This window comes from Pseudomonas sp. URMO17WK12:I6, assembly GCF_003253625.1.
In the GTDB taxonomy this organism is placed as follows: domain Bacteria; phylum Pseudomonadota; class Gammaproteobacteria; order Pseudomonadales; family Pseudomonadaceae; genus Aquipseudomonas.
The window spans coordinates 1-22,722 of record NZ_QKYZ01000028.1 but is presented as its reverse complement, the minus strand read 5'-3'; the positions used below and the strand labels follow the sequence as shown (position 1 = coordinate 22,722).

At 61.6% G+C, this 22,722-nt stretch carries 21 protein-coding genes and 1 pseudogene; 13 read left to right on the top strand and 9 right to left on the bottom strand.

Translation table 11 applies throughout. The features are described 5' to 3' along the window. Positions 1-4: 4 nt before the first annotated feature. Together F475_RS29575 and F475_RS29570 are read right to left on the bottom strand one after the other, a co-directional pair. Positions 5-1,201, bottom strand: a complete 1,197-nt coding sequence (locus tag F475_RS29575; protein ID WP_019582302.1) for a multidrug effflux MFS transporter — start codon at positions 1,199-1,201, stop codon at positions 5-7. A gap of 109 nt (positions 1,202-1,310) precedes the next feature. Then, positions 1,311-1,508 (bottom strand): heavy-metal-associated domain-containing protein, encoded by a 198-nt coding sequence (locus tag F475_RS29570; RefSeq protein WP_111455406.1) that lies wholly within the window; start codon positions 1,506-1,508, stop codon positions 1,311-1,313. Between the two features lie 174 nt (positions 1,509-1,682). Here F475_RS29570 and F475_RS29565 point away from each other — a divergent pair, with 174 nt between their 5' ends. The 3 genes from F475_RS29565 to cueR all read left to right on the top strand — a co-directional run bounded on the left by F475_RS29565 (position 1,683) and on the right by cueR (position 4,964). Then, entirely contained in the window at positions 1,683-2,066 is a 384-nt protein-coding gene (locus F475_RS29565) for a hypothetical protein (protein ID WP_018928385.1), read from the top strand. A 94-nt stretch (positions 2,067-2,160) separates the two neighbouring features. Next, positions 2,161-4,554, top strand: coding sequence for a heavy metal translocating P-type ATPase (locus F475_RS29560; RefSeq protein WP_111455405.1), 2,394 nt, complete (start codon positions 2,161-2,163; stop codon positions 4,552-4,554). Further along, positions 4,551-4,964: a Cu(I)-responsive transcriptional regulator gene (gene cueR, locus F475_RS29555; RefSeq protein ID WP_007940146.1), complete on the top strand. Its 414-nt coding sequence runs from the start codon at positions 4,551-4,553 to the stop codon at positions 4,962-4,964. Before F475_RS29560 ends, cueR begins: the two co-directional genes overlap by 4 nt. On the opposite strand, the gene F475_RS29550 is transcribed toward cueR, so the two are convergent. Then, the gene (locus F475_RS29550; protein WP_096481218.1) at positions 4,918-6,135 is read right to left on the bottom strand and encodes an MFS transporter; all 1,218 of its coding nucleotides are present in this window, start codon (positions 6,133-6,135) and stop codon (positions 4,918-4,920) included. The two genes, cueR and F475_RS29550, sit on opposite strands and share 47 nt — an antisense overlap. Positions 6,136-6,207: 72 nt before the next feature. Further along, entirely contained in the window at positions 6,208-7,101 is an 894-nt protein-coding gene (locus F475_RS29545) for a PA4780 family RIO1-like protein kinase (protein ID WP_018928388.1), read from the bottom strand. A gap of 444 nt (positions 7,102-7,545) precedes the next feature. Between F475_RS29545 and F475_RS31215 the strand changes: the two are divergent. Together F475_RS31215 and F475_RS31210 are read left to right on the top strand one after the other, a co-directional pair. Beyond that, positions 7,546-8,634: pseudogene (locus F475_RS31215) on the top strand (cache domain-containing protein); the annotation flags it as partial. 90 nt (positions 8,635-8,724) lie between these two features. After that, the gene (locus F475_RS31210; protein WP_370694472.1) at positions 8,725-9,492 is read left to right on the top strand and encodes a methyl-accepting chemotaxis protein; all 768 of its coding nucleotides are present in this window, start codon (positions 8,725-8,727) and stop codon (positions 9,490-9,492) included. Positions 9,493-9,656: 164 nt separating this feature from the next. On the opposite strand, the gene F475_RS29535 is transcribed toward F475_RS31210, so the two are convergent. Beyond that, positions 9,657-10,448: a helix-turn-helix transcriptional regulator gene (locus tag F475_RS29535; RefSeq protein WP_018928390.1), complete on the bottom strand. Its 792-nt coding sequence runs from the start codon at positions 10,446-10,448 to the stop codon at positions 9,657-9,659. 84 nt (positions 10,449-10,532) lie between these two features. Between F475_RS29535 and F475_RS29530 the strand changes: the two genes are divergently transcribed. Continuing rightward, positions 10,533-11,561: a bile acid:sodium symporter family protein gene (locus F475_RS29530; protein WP_111455404.1), complete on the top strand. Its 1,029-nt coding sequence runs from the start codon at positions 10,533-10,535 to the stop codon at positions 11,559-11,561. Here F475_RS29530 and F475_RS29525 read toward each other — a convergent pair whose 3' ends face one another. Then, on the bottom strand, positions 11,562-12,839 hold the full coding sequence (locus F475_RS29525; protein WP_111455403.1) for an acetyl-CoA C-acetyltransferase: 1,278 nt from the start codon (positions 12,837-12,839) through the stop codon (positions 11,562-11,564). It lies immediately after the preceding gene. Positions 12,840-13,031: 192 nt separating this feature from the next. Between F475_RS29525 and F475_RS29520 the strand changes: the two genes are divergently transcribed. Then, complete coding sequence (locus F475_RS29520) at positions 13,032-14,384, top strand: 3-oxoacyl-ACP reductase (RefSeq protein ID WP_111455402.1); 1,353 nt, start codon at positions 13,032-13,034, stop codon at positions 14,382-14,384. A 2-nt stretch (positions 14,385-14,386) separates the two neighbouring features. Beyond that, on the top strand, positions 14,387-15,241 hold the full coding sequence (locus F475_RS29515; protein WP_111455401.1) for a MaoC/PaaZ C-terminal domain-containing protein: 855 nt from the start codon (positions 14,387-14,389) through the stop codon (positions 15,239-15,241). A gap of 41 nt (positions 15,242-15,282) precedes the next feature. Here the strand turns inward: F475_RS29515 and F475_RS29510 are convergent, their stop codons facing one another. Then, the gene (locus F475_RS29510; protein ID WP_111455400.1) at positions 15,283-15,693 is read right to left on the bottom strand and encodes a response regulator; all 411 of its coding nucleotides are present in this window, start codon (positions 15,691-15,693) and stop codon (positions 15,283-15,285) included. A gap of 85 nt (positions 15,694-15,778) precedes the next feature. After that, positions 15,779-15,976 (bottom strand): Flp family type IVb pilin, encoded by a 198-nt coding sequence (locus F475_RS29505; protein ID WP_111455399.1) that lies wholly within the window; start codon positions 15,974-15,976, stop codon positions 15,779-15,781. 327 nt (positions 15,977-16,303) lie between these two features. Between F475_RS29505 and cpaB the strand changes: the two genes are divergently transcribed. The 5 genes from cpaB to F475_RS29480 all read left to right on the top strand — a co-directional run bounded on the left by cpaB (position 16,304) and on the right by F475_RS29480 (position 21,587). Then, positions 16,304-17,236 carry a Flp pilus assembly protein CpaB gene (gene cpaB / locus F475_RS29500; protein WP_111455398.1) on the top strand — a complete coding sequence of 311 codons (933 nt, stop codon included), beginning with the start codon at positions 16,304-16,306 and terminating at the stop codon, positions 17,234-17,236. An 86-nt stretch (positions 17,237-17,322) separates the two neighbouring features. Beyond that, on the top strand, positions 17,323-18,528 hold the full coding sequence (locus F475_RS29495) for a protein TadZ (protein ID WP_018928398.1): 1,206 nt from the start codon (positions 17,323-17,325) through the stop codon (positions 18,526-18,528). Beyond that, positions 18,525-19,805, top strand: coding sequence for a CpaF family protein (locus tag F475_RS29490; RefSeq protein WP_111455397.1), 1,281 nt, complete (start codon positions 18,525-18,527; stop codon positions 19,803-19,805). The genes F475_RS29495 and F475_RS29490 overlap by 4 nt, the downstream gene beginning before the upstream one ends. 10 nt (positions 19,806-19,815) lie before the next feature. Beyond that, entirely contained in the window at positions 19,816-20,700 is an 885-nt protein-coding gene (locus tag F475_RS29485; protein ID WP_111455396.1) for a type II secretion system F family protein, read from the top strand. Then, positions 20,697-21,587: a type II secretion system F family protein gene (locus tag F475_RS29480; protein ID WP_064616076.1), complete on the top strand. Its 891-nt coding sequence runs from the start codon at positions 20,697-20,699 to the stop codon at positions 21,585-21,587. The genes F475_RS29485 and F475_RS29480 overlap by 4 nt, the downstream gene beginning before the upstream one ends. A gap of 57 nt (positions 21,588-21,644) precedes the next feature. Here F475_RS29480 and F475_RS29475 read toward each other — a convergent pair whose 3' ends face one another. Then, on the bottom strand, positions 21,645-22,019 hold the full coding sequence (locus tag F475_RS29475) for a DUF6124 family protein (RefSeq protein ID WP_019651888.1): 375 nt from the start codon (positions 22,017-22,019) through the stop codon (positions 21,645-21,647). Positions 22,020-22,722 lie beyond the last annotated feature (703 nt).

Here is a 22,722-nt window from a genome sequence, read left to right as displayed (position 1 = left end):
GTCCTCAGGCCTGGGCTTGTTCCAACGCCCGGGCATTCTGCAAACGCCGGGTGAGCATCGCCACGCTCACCACCACAATTGCGCACAGGCTGATGACCATGGCCATCGGCATGGCACTGCCATCGTGCAAAACACCCACCAGCGCCGCGGCCCCGGCGGCGACGCTGAATTGCAGGCAACCGAGCATCGCCGAGGCACTGCCCGCCCGTGCGCCCTGGCCGCTCATCGCGCAGGCCGAGGCGTTGGGCACGATACAACCCAGGCTGGCGATGCAGACAAAAAGCGGAATCAGCAACGGCCACAAGTGCGCAGGGTGCAGCGAGCTGACCGCCAACAGGGCCAGGCCGCCCGCCAGGTAGAGCCAGACAGTGCGCGCCAGCAAGAAGGCTGGACCGCGTCTCGCCAGCAACCGGGCATTGACCTGGGCCACCAGGATGAACCCCGCCGCGTTGATCCCGAACAGCCAGCCGAAATGCTCGGCCGGCACACCATAGAGTTTGATGAAGACGAACGGCGAGCCCGCGATGTAGGCAAACATCCCGGCGATAGCGACACCACCGGTCAGGGCATGACCGAGGAATATCGGGTCCGCCAGCAACCGACCGTACTGGCGTAGTGCGCCCGACAACGGTTGGCGCGGCACATGGGCCGGTAGACTTTCCGGTAGCCCGAGAGCCACCGCCAACCCGGCCAGCGCACTGAAACCGGTCAGCACAAGAAAGATCGACTGCCAACCCGTCGTGTTGACCAACAACCCGCCCAGCATCGGCGCAAGAATCGGCGCCAGGCCCATCACCAGCATCAACTGCGAAAAGACCTTCGCCGACCCCACCGCATCGCATTTATCGCTGACCACTGCCCGGGCGATCACCATGCCCGCGCAACCACCCAGCGCCTGGACAAAGCGGGCACCGATCAGCCACTCAAGACTCGGCGCGTAAGCACAGGCCAATGAGGCCACGGTGAATAAACCGACACCGGTCAGCAAGGGAAGCCGTCGCCCAAAGCGATCCGCCACCGGGCCGTACGCCAGTTGGCCGATGGACAGCCCTAGGAAATAGGCTGCCAGGGTCAGTTGAACGTGTTTTTCGTCGGTGCCGAAAGCGAGCGCCATCGCCGGGAAGGCCGGCAGGTAGAAATCGATCGCCAGCGGGCCGAAAGCGCTCAAGGCGCCGAGAATCAAGATTGTGCGCAGGTTCATCAGGCGTCCAGGTTGGGCAGACAGGTTAGCCATGGATCGGCAGGCTGACAGTCTAGCCGGGCGTGGACGCCTTGAACATTCCGATAGGTCGCTAACTATTAAAAATAGCTCAGGCCTGTTTTACCCCGTAACCCTCTTCAGTGATGGCGGCGATTACCTGATCGGCTGTCAGCGCACTTTCTACGCCGACTTCTTTTGCCGCCAGATCGATGCGTACGCTGGCTGCCGGATCCTTGGCTTGCAGCGCCTCAGTGATAGCCTTGACGCAGTGACCGCAGGACATGCCTTCAACGTTGAACACTTGCATGGGACGTCTCCTTTAATGAAGTCCTTTCATGAAGCCCTTAATTAAGGCTTGCGCGCAGTCTCGAGCTTGCCACCATGGCAAGGTCAAGTTCTGAATCAAGCTGCCGGGCTGGCAATCGGCGTCGCGCTCGGCCAAGCTGCGTCCATCTATGACTCGACATCAGGAGATTCAGCCATGCGCTGGTCAGCTCTCAGCCTGTTTGGCTTCCTCAGCCTCTTTGCCGCGACACCTTCGGTTCAAGCCGCCGGGGAGGACTACGGCGTGCTGATCATTTCCCGCGAGCGTCTGGAAGTGTCGACTTCCTGCGAGATCGGCGTGTACATCCAGGATCAGTTGGCCGGGCGGCTGTTCCAGGAACAGAGCACCTCGTTCAACCTGCCGCCGGGCAATGTGTCCCTGCGCCTCAAACTGCTGCCGGGCCAGGCGCCGGGCTGCAACCCGGGCATGCTCGCGCCGGGGTCGCAGGACATCAAACTCAAGGCTGGGGATGTGTTGAAGTTCCGGATTGCGATGACGCAGGAAGGGATGTACCTCAAGCCTGCGGCTTTGGAATACTGAGTCGGCTGCGATCTTTTGATCTGAGACATGGCACTTGACCTTGCCAGCATGGCAAGGTTGATCCTGTAGGCAATTTCTACAGGGAGCGTGACCGATGTCCGAATCCACCACTTTCGATCTGCCGATTGCCGGCATGACCTGCGCCAGTTGCGCCGGGCGTGTCGAGCGAGCCTTGAGCAAAGTCATCGGCGCCACGGCCGTCAGCGTCAACCTGGCCACCGAACAGGCCCGGGTGCAAGCGCCCAGTGACAGCCTGCCGGCCTTGATGGACGCCGTGCAGCGGGCTGGTTACAGCGTGCCGCAGCAGACCCTTGAATTGAGTATCGACGGCATGACCTGTGCATCTTGCGTCGGCCGCGTCGAACGGGCGCTGACCAAGGTGCCGGGGGTGAAAAGTGTCAGCGTCAACCTGGCCAACGAACGGGCGCACCTTGAGCTGCTCGGCCAGGTCGATCCGCAAACCTTGATCGGCGCCGTGACCAAGGCCGGTTATTCCGCCCGCGTCTGGGAAGTCGAACACCCGCAAACCGATAATCAGCAACAACGCCTGCAGCGCGAACGCTGGGCCTTGCTGGCGGCCATCGCCCTCGCCTTGCCGCTGGTGCTGCCGATGCTGCTGCAACCTTTCGGTGTGCACTGGATGCTCCCGGCGTGGGTGCAGTTCGCGCTGGCAACGCCGGTGCAATTCGTATTCGGCGCCCGCTTCTATGTCGCTGCGTGGAAAGCCGTGCGCGCCGGTGCCGGCAACATGGATTTGCTGGTGGCTCTGGGCACCAGCGCCGGCTACGGCTTGAGCGTTTACGAGTGGGCCACCGCTGCCGGTCGCATGCCACACCTGTATTTCGAAGCCTCGGCGGTGGTGATTGCCTTGGTGTTGCTGGGCAAATACCTGGAAAGCCGCGCCAAGCGCCAGACCGCCAGCGCCATCCGCGCCCTCGAAGCCTTGCGTCCGGAGCGAGCCATTCAAGTGATCGACGGCCGCGAGCAGGAGGTTGCGATCAGCGCTTTGCGCCTCAACGATCTGGTTCTGGTAAAACCCGGCGAGCGCTTCCCGGTGGATGGCGAAGTGGTGGAAGGCCAGAGCCACGCCGATGAAGCATTGATTAGCGGCGAAAGCCTGCCGGTGCCCAAAGCTCCGGGGGACAAGGTCACCGGCGGTGCGATCAACGGTGAAGGTCGGCTGCTGGTGCGGACCATGGCGCTCGGCGCAGAAACCGTGCTGGCGCGGATCATCCGCCTGGTCGAAGACGCGCAGGCGGCGAAAGCGCCGATCCAGAAACTGGTGGATAAAGTCAGCCGGGTGTTCGTGCCTGTGGTGCTGCTGATTGCACTGGCGACCCTGGTTGGTTGGTGGCTGTATGGCGCGCCGCTGGAAACTGCATTGATCAACGCCGTCGCGGTGTTGGTGATCGCCTGTCCTTGTGCGCTTGGGTTGGCCACACCGACCGCAATCATGGCAGGCACCGGTGTGGCGGCGCACCACGGAATTCTGATCAAGGACGCCGAAGCCCTGGAGCGCGCCCACGAAGTCAGCGCCGTGGTGTTCGACAAGACCGGCACACTGACCTCGGGCACGCCGCGCATCGCACATTTGAGTGCCATCGAGGGTGACGAAGCCGCCTTGCTGCAAATGGCCGGCGCCCTGCAACGGGGCAGTGAGCACCCGCTGGCCAAGGCGGTGCTGGATGCCTGCGCCGAACGCGGCTTGACCGTGGCCGATGTCAGCGACAGTCAATCGCTGACCGGGCGCGGCATTGCCGGCAGCCTCGATGGTCGGCGATTGGCCCTGGGCAATCGGCGTTTGCTGGAAGAAAGTGGCTTGAATGCCGGACCACTGGCTGACTCCGCAAGCGCTTGGGAAACCGAAGGCCGGACGCTGTCCTGGTTGATCGAGCAAAGCCCCGAACCTCGGGTGCTGGGCCTGTTCGCCTTCGGTGACACGCTCAAGCCCGGCGCCCTGCAAGCGGTGCAACGCCTAAGCGCCCGCAATATCAGCAGCCACCTGCTGACCGGCGATAACCGCGGCAGCGCCAAAGTCGTCGCCCAAGCGCTGGGCATCAAGGATGTTCACGCCGAAGTACTGCCGGCGGACAAAGCCGCCACCGTCGCCGCCCTGAAAAAAACCGGCGTGGTGGCGATGGTCGGCGACGGCATCAACGACGCCCCGGCCCTGGCTGCTGCTGACATCGGCATTGCCATGGGCGGCGGCACCGATGTCGCCATGCACGCTGCCGGTATCACTCTGATGCGCGGTGACCCACGGCTGGTGCCGGCGGCGCTGGAGATCAGCCGCAAGACCTACGCGAAAATTCGCCAGAACCTGTTCTGGGCCTTCGTCTATAACCTGATCGGCCTGCCACTGGCGGCATTCGGCTTCCTCAACCCGGTGCTGGCCGGCGCGGCCATGGCGCTGTCGAGCGTCAGCGTGGTGAGCAATGCGTTACTGTTGAAAACCTGGAAGCCCAAAGACCCGGAGGACAACCGATGAACATTGGCCAAGCGGCCCGCCAGAGCGGTCTGAGCGCGAAGATGATCCGCTATTACGAATCCATCGGCCTGCTCAAGGCGGCCCATCGCACCGACAGTGGCTACCGGGTCTATGGCGACGACGACCTGCACACCCTGGCGTTCATCAAGCGCTCTCGGGACTTGGGTTTTTCACTGGAAGAAGTCGGCAAACTACTGACCCTCTGGCAGGATCGCCAGCGCGCCAGTGCCGATGTGAAGGCCTTGGCCCGTCAGCACATCGATGAGCTGAACCAGAAAATCCGCGAACTTGGTCAGTTGCGCGACACCCTGCAAGACCTCGTAGAACACTGCCACGGCGACCACCGCCCGGACTGCCCGATTCTCAAGGAGCTGGCCTCGGGTTGCTGCGTCGAACCCGCTCATTCTTGAGCGCCAACCCCTTCACCACCAGCAACAGGGTGAGGGGAATGCCGTGGAACAACAACACCACCGCGCCGGGTGTCCACCAGGAATAGAACGGCGCGGCGATCAACATGCCGACGCCGAACCCGGTCATTTGCAGCAGCGTCAGAAAACTGAAAATCGGCAGGCGCAGGCTGTCCGGTTCACGTTGCAGGCGCGACATCAGGCCAACCTCCGAGAACCCGTCGCCTATCCCGGCGGGCAACGAAAACAGCAGCAAACCGTACAGGGTCTGCTGCTGAAACGTCAGGATGAAACCGCAGGACATCAGCAACACGCCAAAGAAAAATCGCCGCTCAAGGTGCGCGTTGTCCGTGCCTTTCAGGCGACTGGCGATTCGCGCACCGATGAACTTGCCGCAGGCCCACACCGCCAGCATCAGGCCCAGGGTGGTGCTGGCCGACTCGGGTGTGAGCAGTTTTGAAATGATTGGAAGACCGACGTTGTGCGCGGCGCTGCCCAAGGTGTCGGCCATGGCGACGGCCAACATCGCCGCCAGTACCGGCGCCGTGCGCAAACCCTGGCGCAAGGCCTGCCATTCGCCCTGTTTGTGAAGAGGTTCATCACAGCTGGGGGCCGGTCCGCAAAACCGCAGTGGCACAATCAGCAGCGCTGCCAGCAGGTACGTGACCACGTTCAATGCAAATACTGTTTCAAAGCCAAATCCCGCCACCAACAACCCAGCCACCAGACTCCCGCTGACCATCGCCGCAGACGACGCTGAGGTTATCCAGGCGTTGGTCTTGAGTAATTGCGCCTCTTCGATCAGGTGCGGCAATTGGCTGTTGAGGCCGATGGCGAACATCGAATTACCAAACCCCAGGCCGAACGCGATCAGCGGCAATAGCAACGCTTGTTGGCTGACCGGCAGCACCAGCAGCAGACCCAGCAAACCGGCACGCAGCAGATCGAAGGCAATCAGCGGCAGGCGCCCGGCCCAGCGGCGATAGAACCGGGTACCGATCAGGCTGGCCAGGATACCCCCGGCGACACGGCTGGCGAGGAAGATGCCGACGCTCATGGCGCTATTGCTGAGCAGGTAGACGTAGGTAGCCAGGGCGACCATGTTGAGGAAAGCGCCGAAGTCCGAAATCAGCCGGGCGGCGATGATCAACTGAGCATTGCGGATGGAGTTCACATTCAGTCCTTGAGTGTGCGGGGTATTGCTGGTGTAAAAAACCCGGCCAAAGCCGGGTTTTGGGTCAACCGATCACTGCATCCACGGCGGAGGCGGTTCTTCGGCTTTGCTCGGTGGCGCATCGTCCGCCGCCCGAATCGCTTGGCGACGCTCTTCATCGAGACGGGCCGCCTCGATCTCGCGCATGATCCCGCCGACGTCCGCCAGTTCTTCCGGCTCGTCGAACTCGCCGGTCAACACGCTGGCCGGGTGCAAGGTACCGGCTTCGTACAATGCCCACATTTCCTTGGCGTACTTGGTGCGTTTCAACTCCGGTGCAAAACGACCGAAGTACGACGCCATGTTGCCCACGTCCCGCTCAAGCATGCTGAACGCGTGGTTGTTACCCGCCGCATCCACTGCTTGCGGGAGGTCGATGATGACCGGGCCGGTCGGCGTCAGCAGCACGTTGAACTCGGACAGGTCACCGTGCACCAGACCGGTACACAACATCAGCACGATTTGCGAAATCAGATAGGCGTGATATTCGCGTGCCTGATCCGGCTCCAGCACCACATCGTTCAGACGCGGCGCGGCATCGCCGTACTCGTCGGCCACCAGCTCCATCAGCAGCACGCCTTCGAGGAAGTCATACGGCTTGGGCACCCGCACCCCGGCACTGGCCAGGCGGAACAGCGCCGCCACTTCGGCGTTCTGCCAGGCGTCTTCGGTTTCCTTGCGGCCAAACTTGGAGCCCTTGGCCATTGCGCGAGCCTGCCGGCTGTTGCGCACCTTGCGACCTTCCTGATACTCGGCCGCCTGACGAAAACTGCGTTTGTTCGCCTCCTTGTAGACCTTGGCACAACGCAGCTCGTTGCCGCAGCGCACCACATAAACAGCTGCTTCTTTACCACTCATGAGTGGGCGCAGCACCTCGTCGACCAGACCGTCCTCGATCAGGGGTTCAATGCGTTTTGGAGTCTTCATCAGCTTTTATTGTGGGTCCTTTATTACCAAACACGCGAAAGTCATTCGTTATACGGCAATCCTCTCATTCGGGGGAGGGGTTGCCGACCTATGAACGTTCCCATGAACATCAAGAAGCACACAATGTGCCGGATTAATCAGGCAAAACTCATCGACCGCCCCGGATCATAGCTGAGCGAGAACCACTTGTTGACGACGGAGTGCCAAGGTATTTGCGACAGAATCTAACCTCGATCCCTGGCGTTCGCAGGATTTTTCTCAAAAGACCTCAATTTCCCCGCGCTTCAGCCGAAGTCATTAGAGAGAAAAGGAATTGTCTGACAATCGCCTCAACAACAATCAAGAAGGCGCGCTCAAGGATCGGGGCGTATCAAACGTTTTCGGCTGCCAATAATCCGCGAGTCATCAGTACTGCGTGGGCCTACAAGAAAAACTGGAGCGCGGATGAACATCAAACAGAAGTTGACCTGGGCGTTTGCAATCATCGCCTGCTTGCCCGTGGTGCTGGTCGCCACCCTCGTCGTGCTGAACTTGCGCAGTGATGCCAAGGACAATTTTGTCGACGGCAGTGGCCGCGAGATTCGTCAGGTCAGCAATGCCATGCAACTGTTCTTTGATGGCATCAGCCAGAACGTTGACTACCTGGCCACCCAACCGCTGATCAAGAACTCCGACGACAGCCTCAAAACCTACATGAGCGCCAACGCCGAGAGCATTCCCCAAGGCGAAATGGACAAGAAGGTCTTCGCCCTCCTCCAGGACCTTGGCAACAGCCACCCGGCCTACGCCTATGCGATTCTCGGGACGGCGGCGGGCGGTTACGTGTCCTGGCCGGACGATGCGAAGCTGAGCAATTACGACCCGCGCCAGCGCCCTTGGTACAAGGCGGCCCAGGCCAAGCCGGGCAAGCCGCTTCGCACCGAGGCCTATTACTGGGCCCAGGATGACGCGACCTACGTCAGCACCGTGCGCACCATCGATAACAAACTGGGCAGCAATGGCGGCGTGGTCAGCATCGACGTGACGCTCAAGCAGCTCACCGAAATCGTCAAACAGATCAAACTCGGCGAAACCGGCTACCTGATGCTGGTGGAAAACACCGGCACCATACTGGTCGATCCCAAGCAGCCGGAACACAACTTCAAAGCACTGAGCAGCCTCGGCGACGGTTACGCGCAACTCGGCAAGGCCGGCAAAGGGCTGGTAGAGGTTGAGCTCAATGGCGAGCGCTACATGGCCAACGTCTGGCCGTCGGAGCAACTGGGCTGGACCTTTATCGGCCTGATCAAGCAGACCGACGTGATGAGCTCGGCCACTCAACTGACCTGGCTGATCGCGATCATCGCGGCGGTACTGGCGGTGTTCTTCGCCATCGTCGGCGCCAGTTTCGCCAGCTTGATCGTACGGCCGATCCGCAGCGTGGCCAGCGGTCTGGAAGGCATCGCCCAGGGCGAAGGCGACCTGACCAAGAACCTGCACATCCGTGGCAGCGATGAAACCGCGCAACTGGCCAACTGGTTCAACCAGTTTCTGGCGGCGATCCGCAACCTGATTCAGAGCATCGGCGGCGCCGCGACCAAGATCCTCGCCACCTCCAAGAGTTCGACCCAAGTGTCCAGCGACATGGCCGAAGCCGCCGGGCGTCAGCGTGAAGCGGTGGACATGGTGTCCACGGCGTTCCACGAAATGGTCGCCACCGCCAACGAAGTCGCGCGCTCTTGCAGCCAGGCCGCCGAGTCGGCCGACAGCGGTCAGCGCCAGGCCCGTGAAGGCCAGCAGCAGATCGATGCCGCGGTGAGCAGTGTCGATCGCTTGAGCCAGGAAATCGAACAGTCGGCACAATCGATGCAACAGCTTGAGCGCGACAGCAACGACATTCAGTCGATCCTCGGGACCATCCGTTCCATCGCCGAACAGACCAACCTGCTGGCCCTGAACGCGGCCATCGAAGCAGCCCGGGCCGGTGAACAGGGTCGTGGCTTTGCGGTGGTGGCGGATGAAGTTCGCGCCCTGGCCAAACGAACTGCCGATTCCACGGCGGAAATCGACGGCCTGCTGGGCAACCTGGCCAAACGCACCAGTCAGGTGACGCAACAGATGCACGCGAGCCTGGAGGTGTCTCAGCAATCGGTGACCCGCATCGGTGAAGCGCGCAGCAGCTTCGGGCAGATCCGTGAGTCGGTGGATGTGATTCGCGACATGAATACTCAAATCGCCACGGCGGCTGAGGAACAGCATCAGGTGGCCGAGGACATCAATCGGCATATCAGCCAGATTCATGGCGATGCGCAGTTGGTGGCGGAATTGGCAAACTCGGCGCGGCTGGATTCTCAGAGCCTGGCAGGGTTGTCGAATGAGCTGGACGGGTTGGTTCGCCGCTTCAGGACCTGAAGTCACTGATCCAACTGGTCGAAACCGATACCTGTGGCGAGGGAGCTTGCTCCCGCTCGGCTGCGAAGCAGTCGTAAACCGGCAAACGCGGAATATCTAATGCACCGCGTTGGCTGAATTGGGACCGCTTCGCGCTCCAGCGGGAGCAAGCTCCCTCGCCACAATTACTGCTTGAACAACTCCCCGGGGGTAAACCCGAACAACCCCTTGAACGCCGCAATAAACGCCGACGTCGAGTCATACCCGCAAGACAGCGCGGCATTGGTCACGCTGTCCCCCTCCTCCAGCAAACTCAACGACGACAGCAGCCGCATGCGCTGCCGCCAACTGCGGAAGCTCAACCCGGTCTCGCGCTGAAACAGCCGCATCAGGGTTTTCTCCGACATGCCCAAACGCTCGGCCCATTCCTGCAAGGTCACCGTGCACTCGGGACTTTCGATCAGTTCGTTGCACAAACCCAGCAGTCGCTCATGCCGGGGCAGCGGCAAGGAAAACCCCACCTCCGGCAGACTCGCCAACTGATCGAGCAGCACGCCCACCAATCGCGCCTCCTGACTGTCGCCCTGTGGATACTCCACCGGCAACTGGCAAAAGCGCTTGATCAGCTCCCGGGCCAAAGGCGTGACTTCCAGCACCCGGCAACGCCCGTCCGCCCATTGGCAGTCCTCGCGGCGCACATACAGGCTGCGCATTTCGGCACGCATCGAGGTCACGACCTGATGTTCGAGATCCGCCGGAATCCAGATGCCCCACTGCGGCGGCGCAAAGAAACTGCCCTCGGCGGTATGCACGCCGAGAACGCCGCTGATGGCGTAGGAAAACTGCACCCAATCATGACGATGAGGCGGCGTCCACGAACCGGCGTTCAGGCTTTCCGCCCGCGCATACAACGGACGCGGCAACACCGTCAGCGCCGGGATGGTCCGCTCGAGGGTAAGTTGTCCGTTAGTCGGCATTGATTGGCCTTATGTCGCAAGACGGCTGATAGGGCCGACGTTAGGCTAAGTCATCAATTCTTACAAATGGATTCGGTGCCGGTTATGCATGCCTTCAAACACCTTAAACGCGTGGTCACCGACTGGTTCTTGTGCGGCATGCTGATCGCCACGCTGCTGGCGTATTTCTTCCCGACCTTCGGCGCTACCGGCGGCGGGATGCACGCTGAGTATGTAATCAACATCGGCGTGTTCCTGGTGTTCTTCCTGCACGGGATCAACCTCTCCAGCGAGCAGATCCGCCACGGGCTGAAGAACTGGAAGCTGCACGTGATGGTTCAAGTCTTCACCTTTGCGGTGTTTCCGTTGATCTGGCTGCTGAGCGACACACTGCTGGGCTCACACATTCCATCGTTGCTGATGCTCGGTTTCCTCTACCTCTGCGCCCTGCCCTCGACCATCTCTTCGTCCGTGGCCCTGACCGGCAGCGCGGGCGGCAACGTACCGGCGGCGATTCTCAACGCGAGCCTGTCCAGCGTCTTGGGGATTTTCCTGACACCGTTGCTGGTGAGTTTCGTGGTCGGCAGCGGCGCTGACGGCATCGACCTGGGTTCAACCCTGCTCGACCTGTGCGCGATGCTGTTGTTGCCGCTGGTACTCGGGCAATTGCTGCGGCCATGGCTGGGCAGGTTTTTCGCTCGGCACAAGCGCTACACCAACATCGCCGACAAGCTGGTGATCCTGCTGCTGGTGTACTCGGCGTTCTGCAACTCGATGGTCTCGGGGATGTGGCAGCAACAGGGCAACAGCGTGATTCTCACGGCGTTGATTGGCAGCGCGATTCTGCTGGCGATCATCCTGTGGATGACCACCCGCACCGCCCACGCGCTGAAGTTCAGCCCCGCCGACGAGATCGCCGCGGTGTTCTGCGCCAGCAAAAAATCCCTGGCGGCCGGAGCACCGATGGCGGCGTTGATCTTTGGTGCCAACCCCGGCCTTGGGTTGATCCTGCTGCCAATCATGATCTACCACCCGTTGCAACTGATCGTGTGCTCGGTGATGGCCGAGGGTTACGCCAACCGCAACCGGCAACTGGCCGCGCAGCAAAACGCCGCAGTGCTCAGCCCTCAATAATCAGCGCTCGATAATCGCCGTCACGCCCTGACCGCCGGCGGCGCAGATCGAGATCAACCCTCGGCCCTTGCCCGCCGCGTCCAGCAGCTTCGCCAGGTTGGCGACAATGCGTGCACCGGTAGCGGCAAACGGATGCCCGACGGCCAGCGAACTGCCTTTGACGTTGAGGCGACTGCGGTCGATGGAACCCAGCGCCGCGTCGAGGCCCAGGCGGGTTTTGCAATACTCCGGATCTTCCCAGGCCTTCAACGTACACAGCACCTGCGCGGCAAACGCTTCGTGGATTTCGTAGTAATCGAAATCCTGCAAGGTCAGGCCGTTGCGCGCCAGCAATCGCGGCACCGCATACACCGGCGCCATCAGCAGCCCTTCGGCACCGTTGACGAAATCCACCGCCGCCGCCTCGCCGTCACGCCAATAGGCAAGCACCGGCAAACCGCGCACCTTCGCCCATTCCTCACTGCCCAACAGCACCACCGACGCACCATCGGTGAGTGGCGTGGAGTTGCCCGCGGTCAGGGTGCCCTTGGCACTTTTCTCGAAGGCCGGTTTCAGTGAGGCGAGTTTTTCCAGGGTCAGCTCCGGGCGCAGGTTGTTGTCCCGAGTCAGGCCGAGGAACGGCGTCATCAGATCGTTGTGCCAGCCTTCGGCGTAGGACGCCGCCAGTTTCTGATGGCTTTCGAGGGTCAGCCGATCCTGCTCGTCACGCGGGATGCCCCAGGTCTGGGCCATCAATTCACAGTGTTCGCCCATCGACCGGCCGGTGCGCGGCTCGCCGATACTTGGAAAGTCCGGGATCAGGTGTCGGGGACGCAATTGCAGGAAGGTTTTCAGTTTGTCAGCGGTGCTTTTGGCGCGGTTGGCTTGCAAGAGAATCTTGCGCAAGTCTTCGTTGACGCCGATCGGCACGTCCGAGGCCGTGTCGACGCCGCCGGCAATGCCGCATTCGATTTGCCCCAAGGCGATTTTGTTCGCCACCAGCAATGTTGCCTCCAGCCCCGTACCGCAGGCCTGCTGGATGTCGTAGGCCGGCGTCGTCGGCGACAAACGCGAGCCCAATACACATTCGCGGGTCAGGCCGTAGTCGCGCAAATACTTGAGCAAGGCCCCGGCGGCCACTTCGCCCATGCGCACACCGTGCAGGTTATAGCGCTCGATCAGGCCTTCCAGCGCTGCGGTGAACATCGCCTGGTTACTGGCAGTGGCGTACGGCCCGTTGGACCGGGCAAAAGGAATACGGTTACCACCGATAATCGCGACGCGACGCAGCTGAGTCATGAAAAAAGCTCCTTCTGATAGTCAATGGTGAACACACATCCCTGTGGGAGCGGGCTGCAATTCCTGAAAGACCTGCTAAACCCAAGCTCAAACCAACCTGCAATGTTCAAGCGTAGGCCTTATCTCGTGGATCGAACGACTAATTGCCATTCCTGGTCCACACTTTTAACCCCGGCTTCTGGAGCGTGATTCATGTCTGACCGCTATATCGACTTCGCCAATTCGTCCATCGGCCATCGTGTGGTCGGTGCCCTGGGTCTGCCGTCGCCGGTACGGCTGGAACGCTGGCAAGCAGGCCGATTGCGGCCTGTCGAGGGGGCGCTGTTGATTGGCGGTGGCCCGCTGACGGAAAAAGTCAGCACCCTCGCCAACCGCTTGACCGACACGATTTACAGCTACGGCACCGACCCGACCCTGGCCACCGCGTGGATTCCCGGCCACGGCCAGAAACTCAAAGCCGTGGTGTTCGACGCCAGTGACCTGGTGCAGGTCGATCAGCTGAAACAGCTGCGCGAGTTCTTCCAGCCACTGATGAAAAACCTCGATCACCATGCGCACCTGGTGATTCTTGGTCGCGCGCCGGAGACCTTGAGCGACCCGTTCGCCGCCAGCTCCCAACGGGCGCTGGAAGGGTTCAGCCGTTCGCTGGCCAAGGAACTGCGCAACGGCGGCACCTTGCAGCTGATCTATGTCGGCGAAGGGGCCGAAGATCAACTCGAAGGCCCGTTGCGGTTTTTCCTCTCGCCCAAAAGTGCGTTCATTTCCGGACAAGTCATACGTTTGAAGGCGTGTGCGACGCAGGTGATGGACTGGACACGCCCCTTGTCAGGGCGCAAGGCACTGGTAACCGGGGCAGCCCGGGGCATCGGCGCCTCGATCGCCGAAACCCTGGCCCGGGACGGCGCCGAGGTGATCCTGCTCGACGTGGCGCCGGCCAAAACCGATCTCGACGCCCTGGCCGCTCGCCTCGGCGGACGCAGCATCACCCTGGACATCTGCGCCGAAAACGCCGCCACGCAACTGATCGAACACTTACCGGACGGCGTCGACATCGTGGTGCACAACGCGGGCATCACCCGGGATAAAACCCTGGCCAACATGACCCCGGAATTCTGGGACGCGGTGCTGGCGGTCAACCTCAACGCACCGCAAGTGCTGACCAAGGCGCTGCTCGACAGCGGCACCCTGCGCGACGACGGCCGAGTGATCCTGTTGGCGTCCATCAGCGGCATCGCCGGCAATCGCGGGCAAACCAATTACGCCGCGAGCAAGGCCGGGCTGATTGGCCTGGCCCAGGCCTGGGCGCCACTGCTGGCAGGGCGCGGCATCAGCATCAACGCGGTGGCGCCAGGGTTTATCGAAACCCAGATGACCGCGCACCTGCCCTTCGGCGTACGCGAAGCCGGGCGGCGCTTGAGTTCGTTGGGCCAGGGCGGCCTGCCGCAAGACGTCGCCGAAGCCGTGGCCTGGATGGCACAACCGGGCACCGGAGCGTTTACCGGGCAAGCACTGCGCGTGTGCGGGCAAAGCGTGTTGGGAGCCTGACCATGACCACCGACTGGCACACACTCAATAGCGAACCGGGCTTGCAGACGCTGTATTTAACAGCGGCAACGCGACGCAAAATCACCGGCACCGCACTGCCTGAGCTGGGTTATCACTGTTGGGTCAACGTCGATCCGAAACGCCTGGCGGCTTATCGCAAGGTGTGTGGTTTTGCCGACAACGGGCTGCTGCCACCGACGTATCCACACATCCTGGCGTTTGCCTTGCAGATGCAGCTGCTCACCGCCAAGGCGTTTCCCTTCCCACTGCTGGGGCTGATTCACTTGAGCAATCGCATCCGCATCTTGCGCCCCATGGGTGGCGTGAGCCGCGTGCGGGTCAGCGTGAAGGTGCAGAACCTGCAACCCCATGCCAAGGGCGCGACCTTCGAGTTAGTGACGACGCTCGACGACCAATTGGGGCTGCTGTGGGAAGCCGAAAGCCAGATGCTCTGTCGCGGGGTCAAACTGGCAGGCGAGCCTGTCGAGCAAGCGTTTGCATCGACGTTGGCGCTGACCGAAGTGGCCCACTGGAAAGCACCGGCGGACATTGGTCGCCGGTACGCCAAAGTGTCTGGAGACTACAACCCGATTCACCTGAGCGCGATCAGCGCCCGACTCTTCGGCTTTCCCAGCGCCATCGCCCATGGCCTGTGGAACAAGGCGCGCACCCTGGCAGCCCTGAGCGATCATTTGCCGACGGCCAACGTCGAAATTGCGGTGCAGTTCAGAAAACCGGTGCGTTTGCCCAGCGAGGTGACGCTGATGTCCAGCGCGGCGGGGTCCAGTGGGGATTTCCAGTTGATGGGGGCCGGGGAGATCGAGCATATGGTGGGGCAGTGGCGGCCGGTTGCCTGATGGATTGTGGTGAGGGGGCTTTCCCCCTCGCCACAGTACGCTCAGGAACTCACCAAACCCCGAGGCTGCGGAAACAAATTATTCAACGTATCCAACAAACGCACGTGATAGATCGGCTTGCGAAACAGATCCAGCACCTGCAACCGCAACATGTCACTCACATCCTCCATATCCGCATGCCCCGACGTCACAATCACCGGCAAATGCTGACGAGCCGTGTGCTCACGCAGACGCTTGATCAACGATATGCCGCTTTCCTCCGGCATCCGCAAATCAGTAATCACCAGCGCAATATCAGGATGACGAGTCAAATGATGCAGGGCGAGCTTGACCGACGTTGCCGTAAAACAAGTAAAACCCTCGCCCTCCAGCAACTCCGCCAGTTCCAGTAACGCATCCTCCTCATCATCGACCAGAAGAAGCTGTTGCCGAGGGAGGGCTGGAGCGTTCATGGGGCAACACCTGCAATGGACTAAGCCTTGACGTTAGAAGCCCTTTGCAGGATTGGCAAATGACTGCCCATTGCCAGTCTTCAAATCAAAGCGCGGCTGAAATCGTGTTGAACATTGCGGTGACCGCCGTGGAGATGGGTGCCACAAACGTTGCCAGCACCACGGCCACCATGCCTGCAATGATTGCGTACTCGATGCCCGAAGCGCCTTCGGTGTCTTTGGCAAGGTCTTTGTAAAAAGCGATTTGGGATTTGATCTTCTGAACCGTTTTAGAGAAGGACATGACGCGTCTCCTGAATGACAGCGGATGTTGCACGACCGCAACATGATTCCCATATGCCAGCATCAGCATTGTCGGCAAACCCATGACCAACAACTGTAAGAACGCATTAATACTTAAGCAGTAACCAGTGCATCGACGTCACAAAACATCATCTTGAGCATTGGCCGTTATTTTTTGTCAGATATTTCCAGCCCCGTAATGGCATTTTGCTTTACCTGCGCTACCGTCAAATAGCGAAACAGTCCCACGTTCATAACTGCCTGATTACGAAGTCATCTCGTTAGAAGGCTTGGGGGCGTTACGCCGCAGGAAAGGGGGAGAGCCTTCATGAACAGCCGCGTCACCCTGGGCCTGGCCGGGCTGTTTCTGGCAGGCGCCATCATTGCCGGTTACTGGGGGCTGGCGCTGAGTCGCCAACCGGCCCCCGAGCCTGTCGCGCAAATCGGCACATCAACGCCCTCGATACAGGTCTCGGTGGACGACCCGACCCGCCAACCGGTGGTGGTGCTGCTGCGTGATATCGCACCGTTCGAGCAGATCACCGCCGCCGACGTGACCCTGGAAAAACTGCGTACCGCCCCGGTGGGCTGCCTGACCCGTCTCGAACAAGCCATTGGCCGTACACCCTGGCGCGCGCTCACCGCCGGCAGTTGGCTCAATGATCAGAGTTTCGAAGCCGGCGGTACGCTGGCGCGGATGATCCGCGCCGATGAACGCGCCCTCGCCGTGGCGGCGGATGATGTGATCAATGTCGGCGGCCAATTGAGCCCCGGCGATTATGTCGATGTGCTGCTGTTTCTGCGCATGGACACCAACAACCTCCAGCAGTCGGCCCAGGTCGTGGTCCCGGCGTTGCGCGTACTCGGGGTCGGCGAGCAGTTGGGGCTGACGAATGATGGCAAGCCTGCCAACCCGGCACTCAGCCATGAAGAGAAACTCAAGCAGGAACAACTGCGCACCAGCGCCCGCACCGTGTTGCTCGCCGTCCCTGAATCCCTCTTGAGCCGCCTGATGCTCGCGGCGCACGTCGGGGTTTTGCGTCTGGCTGTGCGCAGCGCCGAGGAACAACGCCTGAGCCAATACTGGGCCGGCCGTGGTGACTCATCGGCGAGCCTGGCCAACGCCAACCGCGAGCTGGTGCAGTTCAGTCAACTGGCCCTGGCCGGCACTCCACAATCCCCCGCCCCCAGAGGCGCAGCACCTCGCAAGCCGAGCGTGGAAGTCATTCGCGGCAATGCCGTCACCCAACAAACGCCCTGAATCGAGCGAGGACTCTCCATGCGCAGATGTTTCACGCCGCACTTCCTCGAAAACGGCCACGTCGATAAACACGGCGGATTATCGCAATGAGCCAAAGCCAGAACCTGAGCCAGACCTTCCTCGCGATCACACGCAACAACACCGACTTCGAGTGGCTGCAAGGGGCGCTCGCCCCTTTGGGTCGAGTGATCAGCGCCGGTGGCGGCAACCTCGACGAGCTCCTGACACTGGTGGACGTGACCTTCGCCAGCCTGGTGTTCGTGGGCCTGGACCATGAGCATGTGGTGGCCCAGAGCGCGTTGATCGAAGGTGCCCTGGAAGCCAAACCGATGCTGGCGATCGTGGCCCTGGGCGACGGCATGGACAACCAACTGGTGCTCAACGCCATGCGTGCCGGTGCGCGGGATTTCGTCTCTTACGGCTCGCGGTCCAGCGAAGTCGCCGGCCTGGTGCGACGCCTGAGTAAACGCCTGCCGACCGTGGCGCCGAACACCCAACAGATTCCGCAAGGTGGCCTGACCGTACTTTACGGCGCGCAGGGCAATGGCGACGGCGCGTTGCTCGCCAACCACCTGGCGCACGTGGTGCAAAAGAGCGGCCAGCAAACGCTGTTGCTGGATCTGGGGCTGCCCCGTGGCGACAGCCTGGCCTTGCTGGGGTTGGAGAGTTCGTTTCATTTCGGCGATGCATTGCGCCACCTCAGGCGCCTCGACGCAACGCTGATCGACAGCGCCTTCACTACCTGCGACGCCGGGCTGCGAATCCTCGCCTACGCCAGCAACGATGAACCGCTCGAACAGACCAGCGCCGCCGAGCTGTACATGCTGCTCAGTGCCTTGCGCCAACATTTCCAGCACATCGTGGTGAACCTCACCGGCCAGTCGGACAGTGAAGCATTGCGCACCTTCGTCAGCCATTGCGACAAGTTGCTGTGGTACACCGATCAAAACGTGCTCGACTGCCGACGCAACCTTGAGGTGCTCAGCCGCTGGCGCGAAAAAGGCCTGAAGCTCGACCACGCCAGGTTGCTGGTGGACCGCTATCTGCGCAGCGTCCCGCCGGACTCCGACACCTTGGGCAAAACTTTCGGCATGGAGGTGATCGCGGTGTTTGCCTACAGCCCGGAAGTGCGACTCAACGCCAAGAATCAAGGGCTGAGCCTGTTCGAGCTGGCCCCGCGCGAGGGCCTGACCCAAAGCCTGCGCGCCCTCGGCGAGCAGCTGGCCAAACGCTCCGAAAGCCCGGATAAGCCCAAGGCCGGCTGGTTCAACCGGTTGAGGGGCGTGCAATGAGCGGGGAAAAACTCTTCGGCGCGCCTTCGCACGGGCCGACCGGCAATACCGACCACGAAGGCCTGAAACTGGTGCTGCACCGCTACATCATCGACGCCATCGAAGAGTCCGGGAAAAACCTGCTGGAAGGGTCGCGGCCCATACTGTCGCAGTTCGTCACCGACAAAGTCGCCGAATACATCGCCCGTCTGCACCTGGCGATTTCCCGCTACGAGATGGAACGGCTGGCGGAAGAAATCGTCGACGAACTCACCGGTTTCGGTCCGCTGGAAGTGCTGCTGCGCGACTCGGCGGTGACCGAAATATTGGTCAACGGCCCGCACCGGGTGTTCGTCGAACGTGAGGGAGTGTTGCACCTCAGTGACCTGCGGTTCATCGACGACCACCACGTCGAGCGGGTCATGCAACGGATTCTCGCGCCCCTGGGCCGACGGCTCGATGAGTCTTCGCCGATGGTCGATGCGCGCCTGCCCGATGGCAGCCGGGTCAACGCGATCATTCCACCGATTGCCCTCGACGGCCCATGCCTGTCGATTCGGAAGTTCCGCAAGGACATGCTCAAAAGCACCGACCTGATGGCGATGCAAACCATCGACCAGGCGATCTTCGAGTTCATTCAGGAGGCTGTGGGCAAGCGTTGCAACATCCTGGTCAGCGGCGGTACCGGCACCGGCAAGACCACACTGCTGAACATTCTCAGCCAATTGATCGCCCCTCACGAACGGCTGGTCACCATCGAAGACGTCGCCGAACTGCAACTCGGCCATCCTCACGTGGTGCGCCTGGAAACCCGGCCGCCGAATGCCGAAGGCCACGGCGAAGTGAAGGCCAGCGACCTGATTCGCAACGCGCTGCGGATGCGCCCGGACCGGATCATCCTCGGCGAGATTCGCGGCGTCGAAGTGGTCGACGTGCTCACCGCCATGAACACCGGGCACGACGGCTCCATGAGCACCGTGCACGCCAACAACGCCCAGGATGCGCTGTTGCGCCTGGAGACGCTGGTGGGCCTGACCGGGCGGCTCATTGCCGAACGTACCCTGCGGCAAATGATTTGTGCGGCGCTGGACGTAGTGATCCAACTGACGCGCCTGCCCGATGGCCGCCGCTGCGTCAGCGAAGTGGTGGAGGTCGTCGGTATTCGTGACGACGTCTACGTGACCAACACCCTGTTCCGCTTCGACCGACACACCGGCCGCGGTTTTCTGCGCGAGGCGGCCAACCCCGCCGGCGACAAACTGCGTCGCGAGTCGGCGCTCTCTCCCTTGGCGTATTGAGGGTCACGGCATGCTCAAACCGGCGCTGCTCATCCTGCTTTGCCTGACGCTGTTGGGGGTGTCGATCCGTTTGTTCTACAACAGTCTGCGCCAGGCCGGCATCGACCGAACCCTCGGCCGCCTGACCCAAGGGCAACCGCAACTGACCGTGGCGAAATCATCCTGGTCTGGCCTGGAACGGACCTTTCTACGCGCCGGCCTCGGGCGCCCCACCGAGCGCATCGGGTCGTGGCTGCTGCTCTGGGCCTTGGGCGCCCTGCTGGGGTTTGCCCTCGCGGGCTGGATCGGTTTGTTGATGTTGCTACTGGTGCCGCCCCTGGCTCTGCGGCTGTACATCAGCTGGCGATATCAGCGCCGACTCAAGCGCATGATCGAACAACTGCCGACGCTGCTCGACCACACCGTGCGCAGCCTGAAGTCCGGACGCACCCTGGCCGATGCAGTGCTGGCCGCCATCAACGCCGCCGAAGCGCCACTGAAAGACGCCATGGCTCGGGTTCAACGCAACGTGCACTTGGGCGTCAGCCTGCCGGACGCCATCTCGGACCTCGCCGAGCTGTATGAGAAAGACGAGTTTCGCCTGTTCGCCCTGGGCCTGAAGGTCAATCACCGCTACGGCGGCAATGCCAGTGAACTGTTTGAAAACCTGATCAAAATGATCCGCGAACGAGACCAGGCTGCGCGCCAACTGCGCGCCATGACCGGCGAAACCCGCGTCACGGCCGTGGTGCTGGGGCTGATGCCTGTGGGGCTTGCCGGTTACTTTTTGGTGTCCAATCCGAAATACCTGTTGGCCATGTGGAACAGCGGCTCGGGGCAAATGATGCTGGCGACCGCGTTCGGCTTGCAGGTCGTGGGCTGCCTGGCGCTGTGGCGCATGTTGCGAAGCGTATGAAAATCGCCCTGCTGCTGAGCGCACTGCTGTTTCTGGCGGCCACGCTGTTGCTGCTCAGTGGCCTGCTGGACCAGCACCGGCGTGCGCGCCAGGTAGCCCAACGGCTGGACGGCAAACCGCTGAGCGACCATCGCGTCAGTCACTGGCTACAACTGCTGGGCGACAGCCGCATCGGTCAGCGTTCGATCCAACTGGACAACGAAACCCAGACCCTGCTCAACCGCCTCGGCTGGCGCAGCGCCCGACAACGCTCGCTGTTCGCCGCCTGCCAGATCGGCACACCGGTGCTGGCGTTGGCCCTGTGCCTGTTGATCCAGGGCCTGTTCTTCCCGCAGGTGAACAACCACTGGATCACTCCAACCCTCGCCACAGCCCTCGGTTACCTGCTGCCCAAACGCTTGCTGGCCGCCGCCGCGCAGCAGCGGCAAAAACAACTGGCGATCGAGGTATCAACCTTCATTCCACTGCTGCGCATCCTGTTCGAATCCGGCATGGCGGTGGAACAGTCACTGCGAGTGTTGAGCGTTGAAGGCAAACAACTGCTACCGACCCTGACCCACGAATTGCGCCTGATACTGGCGCGGGTCGATTCCGGTCTGGAACTGGGCGAAGAACTGAACAAGGCCACCCAATTGCTCGCGGTGGACGAATTCACCGACACCTGCGTGATCCTTCAACAACTGATTCACCAAGGCGGCGGCGCGATGAAATCACTGCTGGCGCTCAAGCTGCTGCTCGATGACCGACGCCTGACACGCTTGCAGGAATACATCTCCAAAATGTCCGCAAAAATGTCCGTGGTGATGATGTTGTTTCTCTTCCCGGCGTTGCTGATCGTGCTGGCCGGACCGAGCTTCACCGCGCTGGCGCGGGCGTTTGGTTCTTGAAAGACCGCTGATCCTGCAGGAGCGAGCCTGTGGTGAGGGGCCCGCTCCTGCAAGGGGTCAGCTGTGTGGCGCGGCTTTTGGTACGTCGACGTTATCCAGCACCCGATTCACCGCCAGCTCGGCCAGCATGATGACCTGCTGAATCGCCAGGAGCGTATGCCGCTGCGGGGCGTCGACATAAGCGGCGATGTCGCTGGTCATAACGCTGGCTGAGGCTAGTGATTCGCAGACATGGGCGAGCAGGCTTTCGTTGTCCATGTCCGGGGCGACCAGAAACATCCTGCTTGGCTTGCGGCCTTCGGGTTGTTTGGGTGGTGGCTTGAGGTAGTGGTCGAGCGCGCGTTCGGCGGCTTCGTTGAGTTTTTTCGAATCGAGGGATTCGTAGGGCGAAACGTCGTCAGTTTCAGGGGGATTTGGTGTGGCTTTGAACATGATTACACCTCCGGGATGAAATGGAGCCACTTCCAAATTGCCGCGACGCAATTTGGGGTGGCAGCTGTACGCGGGTTCGCGGACCGACCCCTGAGGCTTGCTCGGCATACCCGAAGGTATCCCGCGCACAGTCGCCATGACACGAAACGACAGACACCAAAAAGTGTTGTTGTTCGGTGGAGCGATTATGCCTCAAGAATCGAGCCGCGACGCCCGGTCGCTGAATTGTCAGCGACGGACAAAGGCTAGAGACGCCGCTTCCGACGGGCAACCTGAAAAACATGTGGGAAGGTTCTGACGTTTTTACCGACCAATAAACATCGTTGCCTGTAAGGCCGTCTTCGCGGACAAGTCGGATCGCCGCACCGCTCGCTCCTACAAGTGGGTCGGTGTATGTCTGGGAGAGATTGGTCGGCTGTCAGGCCGCCAGGATCAAAAGATCGCAGCCTTCGGCAGCTCACAGGGGAGCGGCATACACCCGCCAAACTACAGGCCGAGCGTTAGCTCGCCTGCCGCTTTTGATCTTGATTCACCCGCCCCTTCGGGAGGCTGAGTGGAGGTGTTCATCTGGGGATTGGCGCGCAGCGCCGTTCGACGCAGTCGAACACATCGCATGTAGGTTGAAGCGAAGCCAACCGTAGGGCGATGCCCCCAGATGGATACCGGAGCGAAGGAACCCCGAGCCTTAGCGAGGGGCCGGACG